Source organism: Terrisporobacter muris, from assembly GCF_024621905.1.
GTDB classification, from domain to species: Bacteria; Bacillota; Clostridia; order Peptostreptococcales; family Peptostreptococcaceae; genus Terrisporobacter; species Terrisporobacter muris.
On sequence record NZ_JANKBY010000347.1, the window covers coordinates 1 to 3,638 of the forward strand.

5 protein-coding genes are annotated in these 3,638 nt (G+C 28.2%); 4 read left to right on the forward strand and 1 reads right to left on the reverse strand.

What is annotated here, in order from left to right:
* The 4 genes from NSA58_RS17470 to NSA58_RS17485 all read left to right on the forward strand — a co-directional run.
* Positions 1 to 582 (forward strand): hypothetical protein (locus tag NSA58_RS17470; protein ID WP_257560746.1); only part of this gene is annotated, 582 nt, incomplete at its 5' end.
* Between the two features lies 1 nt (position 583).
* Positions 584 to 1,327 (forward strand): elongation factor P 5-aminopentanone reductase, encoded by a 744-nt coding sequence (gene ymfI / locus NSA58_RS17475; RefSeq protein ID WP_074079585.1) that lies wholly within the window; start codon positions 584 to 586, stop codon positions 1,325 to 1,327.
* A 37-nt stretch (positions 1,328 to 1,364) separates the two neighbouring features.
* Positions 1,365 to 1,892, forward strand: coding sequence for a hypothetical protein (locus NSA58_RS17480; protein WP_074079584.1), 528 nt, complete (start codon positions 1,365 to 1,367; stop codon positions 1,890 to 1,892).
* A 188-nt stretch (positions 1,893 to 2,080) separates the two neighbouring features.
* Positions 2,081 to 3,007, forward strand: coding sequence for an alpha/beta hydrolase (locus tag NSA58_RS17485; protein WP_074429758.1), 927 nt, complete (start codon positions 2,081 to 2,083; stop codon positions 3,005 to 3,007).
* 122 nt (positions 3,008 to 3,129) lie between these two features.
* Here NSA58_RS17485 and NSA58_RS17490 read toward each other — a convergent pair whose 3' ends face one another.
* A complete protein-coding gene (locus NSA58_RS17490; RefSeq protein WP_074429759.1) occupies positions 3,130 to 3,546 on the reverse strand; it encodes a VanZ family protein in 417 nt (138 codons plus the stop codon).
* Between the last annotated feature and the right edge of the window lie 92 nt (positions 3,547 to 3,638).

The window sequence follows — 3,638 nt, forward strand, 5'->3', positions numbered from 1 at the left end:
ATGATAGAAACACTATTAGTGATTATTCCATACACAAATAGTCACTCTTATAATGGAAAGTTATTTTTAAAACATTATATACCATCAGATAACTATGACAGAGAAAAGTTAGATAAATATATAAAGAGAAATAATAAACATGCTAGAAGTGTATTTGTAGCATGGATAGTTTTAAATGTGGTATTATTTATGATTTACTTCAATTATAATTTAAGCACAGCATATATATATTTAGTTTTTATGATTTATTACTGGGCTGATATGTTTTGTGTTAATGTGTGGTGTCCTTTTCATAAATTATTCTTTAAAAGCAAATGTTGCAATGAATGTAGAATATATAACTGGGATCATGTTATGTTTTGTACACCATTTTTGCTTATAAAAAGCTTTTGGACTTATAGTTTATTTGCACTATCATTGTTTGCATTTTTACAATGGGAATACATGATAAGAAAACACCCAGAGCGATTTGCACCAATATCAAATAAAAAACTACAATGCAAAGGTTGTAATTATAATTGTAGATTTAATAAAATGAAACATTTAAAAAGTAAAAATTATATTAGTAAAAAAGAGGTTTAAAATGAGTACAAAAAAGACAGCATTAATTACAGGGTCTTCAAGAGGAATAGGAAGAGAAATTGCAAGACTATTTGCAAAAAATAATTATAATGTGGTTATAAATTATAATAATTCAGAAGAAGAAGCAAAGAAACTGCTTGATGAGCTTACAAATGATGGATGCTCTGTTAAAATATTTAAGGCAGACATATCAAATGTAAATGAGGCAAATGCTTTAGTCAACTTCACAATTGGTAATTTTGAAAAAATAGATGTATTAGTTAATAATGCAGGTATTAGTAGGTTTAATCTATTCACAGACATAAGTTATGATGAGTGGCATGAAGTTATGAATGTTAATTTAAACTCAGTGTTTTATGTAACACAGAAAGCTTTACAATACATGTTATCAGAACATAGTGGAAAAATAATAAATATATCATCTATATGGGGAATGGTTGGAGCAGCAAACGAAGTTCACTATTCCACGTCAAAGGCTGCACTTATTGGAATGAGCAAGGCTCTAGCTAAAGAACTTGGTCCATCAAACATACAAGTAAATGTTATAGCACCAGGTGTTATAGAGACAGATATGTTAAAAGAAGTGGATGATGATACTATAGAAATGTTAAAATATGAAACTCCACTTATGAGAATTGGAAAACCTATAGATATAGCAAGATGTGCACTATTTTTAGCCAGTGAAGGAGGAGACTTTATTACAGGACAAGTAATAAGTTCAAATGGAGGATTTGTAATAAATTAAATCATTGCTCAAAATTAACAACTAAGGAGATATAAAAATGACAGATTTTATAAACAAAGAAAGAATATTTGCAAATGCTACTAAGTTAGCAGAAATTTTACTAGAAAGTGAAAGTTATGCTGATTTTTACGAAAGATTAAGTAAAAGAGATATTGAATATAATGAAAACAAGACTTATGAAGTTGCACCTAGTGGATTTATTGATTTTAACCATGATTTATACGAAGATATAAACCATATGAACTCTATAAGTACAGGTCTATATTTGGAGAAATCTTTTGTTACATTTAATATATTTATATGGACATCTAGAGGAGAAGGATTTGCTATATTTAAGCATATTCTTCGCGGAGAGGAAATCAATAAGTTAAAAAGTATTGAAGATGTGAAAGAATACTTGTTTATTCATTTAAGTGAGTTGGAACAAGGCCTAATGAAGACATATGGTAAAGATTTGGAGGAGTCTCTGAAGGACTTTGGTGCTGGAATTGAGGCTAAGAGATTACCACTACCTAGTATTTTAGGGTGTATGAGCATAGAAAATAACCTACAGGATTTGAGATAAATTTTAAAATATAACAAATAAAAGCTTTTTCACTGTAAATAGTGGAAGAGCTTTTTTAATTGTAAAGATTTCAATACTCATTAACTATGATGAGAAATAAATTAAGAATTGGGCATTATAATACCATTGAATTTGTGAAAATAATAAGATAAGCAAGGAATAATATAATATGTGGAGGTAGATGCGGTTTGAAAATACTAAGTATGGTATGTGTCACAATCATCATTGTAAATATAACTGGTTTTGTAGTAGGATATTATTTTTCTAAACGTATAACAAACCCTAAAACTACTAGCTATGAAGAACACTATAATAACGAAAAAACTTTTCATCCAGATGTAATAAAAACATACGAAGAAATAGAAAAAGAAGAAGTAAGTATTGACTCCGTATATGGATATAAATTACATGGAATATTTTTTCCTAACAAAACCGTTGATAAAGTTGTAATACTATCACATGGAATTACGGCAAATTTGTGGGATATGTTAAAGTATGGATTTCTATATATACCAAGGGGATTTAGTATACTGGCTTATGACCATAGATATCACGGGCTAAGCGGTGGTAAAAACACATCGCTAGGATATTATGAAAAAGATGATTTAAAATCTTGGATAGATTGGATAAGAAATAAGTATGGTAAAAATACAAAAATAGGTATTCATGGAGAATCTATGGGATCTGCCATAGTAGTAGAGTATTTAGGTGTTTATGATGATGTAGAATTTGCAGTAGATAACTGTGGGTTTACTAGTTTCGTAGATGAAGCTAAATTTTTACTAAAGAAATATTGTCATATAAAATTAAATATGTTACAAAGTTTTGTTATATTTTTTACAAGTAAAATTACAAAATTAAGATGTGGATGGAGTTTTAATCAGGTGGAACCTATAAGGGCTATAAAAAATGTAAAAACACCAATGCTGTTTATACACGGAGACTGTGATAATATTGTACCCTGTGAGATGTGCAAGGCTATATTTTATGCCAAGCAATATGGAATAAGGGATAAGTTTGAAGTAAAGGATGCTGATCATACAGATGCTTTAGATAAGGATAAAGATGGTTATATTAATCATTTAAATAAATTTTTAGATTTAGTAGGTATGTAGGTTAGATGATAGTGTGTATATGTAGGATTTGAAACGGCATAAGTCTACAATAGATAAAACATGTATTAAAAAGCTGGTGTACTTTATTAGTGATTTATTCAGAATAAAATAAAAAACTCAGCTTAGCAAAATCTAAGCTGAGTTTTTTTTATAAGTTTATCAGATACAAATATTCCTACTAATCCACCTACTATATTTAAAATAACATCATTAATACTAGCTACTTTACCTGGGTCCAAGAACAAAGCAATTTGTACAACAGCTATCATTAAAACGCATATTATCAAAGTATCTTTTGTGCTTCCTTCAAAACAGTAAAAAGTAAAGAAACCTAAGGGTACAAATAATAAAGCTTTTGCCCATAAAGTATAAGTATTAAGTGTTAATATCATCAATATGGATAGGACAAACCCTAATAAAAATAGCTCTTTTACAATGCTCGTATTTTTGTGCTTTATATTTATTGAAATCCTTGAAAAAAGGTACATAAATATCAGTATAAATATAATTGATAAATCTAATGATAATAAACCTTTCATACTAAATCCTTTCTGCAAATACAATTAAAGATATATCCATTATAACAAATATTCTACAATTATAGCAAATAAAGTCATACCTATTCACATAT

What these genes read in the sequence shown, in the direction of transcription:
- ymfI (WP_074079585.1), top strand. Translation starts at nt 584, where the DNA reads ATGAGTACAAAAAAGACAGCATTAATTACAGGGTCTTCAAGAGGAATA.
- NSA58_RS17480 (WP_074079584.1), top strand. Translation starts at nt 1,365, where the DNA reads ATGACAGATTTTATAAACAAAGAAAGAATATTTGCAAATGCTACTAAG.
- NSA58_RS17490 (WP_074429759.1), bottom strand. Translation starts at nt 3,546, where the DNA reads ATGAAAGGTTTATTATCATTAGATTTATCAATTATATTTATACTGATA.